The sequence below is a fragment of the Amycolatopsis ultiminotia genome (assembly GCF_039536925.1).
In the GTDB taxonomy this organism is placed as follows: Bacteria; Actinomycetota; Actinomycetes; order Mycobacteriales; family Pseudonocardiaceae; genus Amycolatopsis; species Amycolatopsis ultiminotia.
Window position 1 is genome coordinate 1 of the sequence record NZ_BAAAZN010000064.1, and the last position, 636, is coordinate 636.

Here is a 636-nt window from a genome sequence, read left to right on the forward strand (position 1 = left end):
GGCGGTATTCGCCGTTGTCGTCGGGGATGAAGCATCCGGCGCCGTGGTGGGAGAAGTAGGCGACGGGTCGGGGTGTGGTGTAGAGGGTGAACGGGCCGGACAAGCCCGGGTGCCAGCCGATGCGTTCGGGCACGATGCGGATGGTGAGTCTGGGTGTGGTGGCGACGAGGTTGTCGAGGAATCGTAGTTGGCGGGCCATGATGCTGGTGGGTGCGACGGGGTCGGTGATGGTGGCTTCGCCGAGGAACGCGGTCATGGGTGTGGCGTCGGGGCCGATGATGAGGTTGCCGCTGTCGGCGCGGATGGTCGCGAGGTGGTGTGCGGTGTGTGTGCTGAATCCTTGGGCGGTGAGGGCGGCGTGGGAGTAGTCCGGGATCTGCAGCTGGTCGGGGATGAGCAGCGGGTGCCAGACGTGGACGGTATCGGCGACGGCTTCGCAGTCACGCAGGATCGCCAGATGATCGGGAGTGCTCTGGTCGCCTGCGATTGTCATGCCTGCGTCGGTGGTGCGGGCGAGTTGCAGGATGCGTCGTTTGTCGTCGCCGGTGACGCCGAGGGCGCCGAGGATGCCGGCGACGTCGACCACGTAGGGGGTGCGTTGGCCGAGTTCCCAGTTGGAGATCAGGGCGGGGTTGG

1 protein-coding gene is annotated in these 636 nt (G+C 67.0%); it reads right to left on the bottom strand.

Translation table 11 applies throughout. From position 1 onward, the window contains the following. Positions 1 to 636: DUF5753 domain-containing protein (locus ABD793_RS42565; RefSeq protein WP_344869580.1), on the bottom strand; the 636-nt coding region annotated here is incomplete at both ends.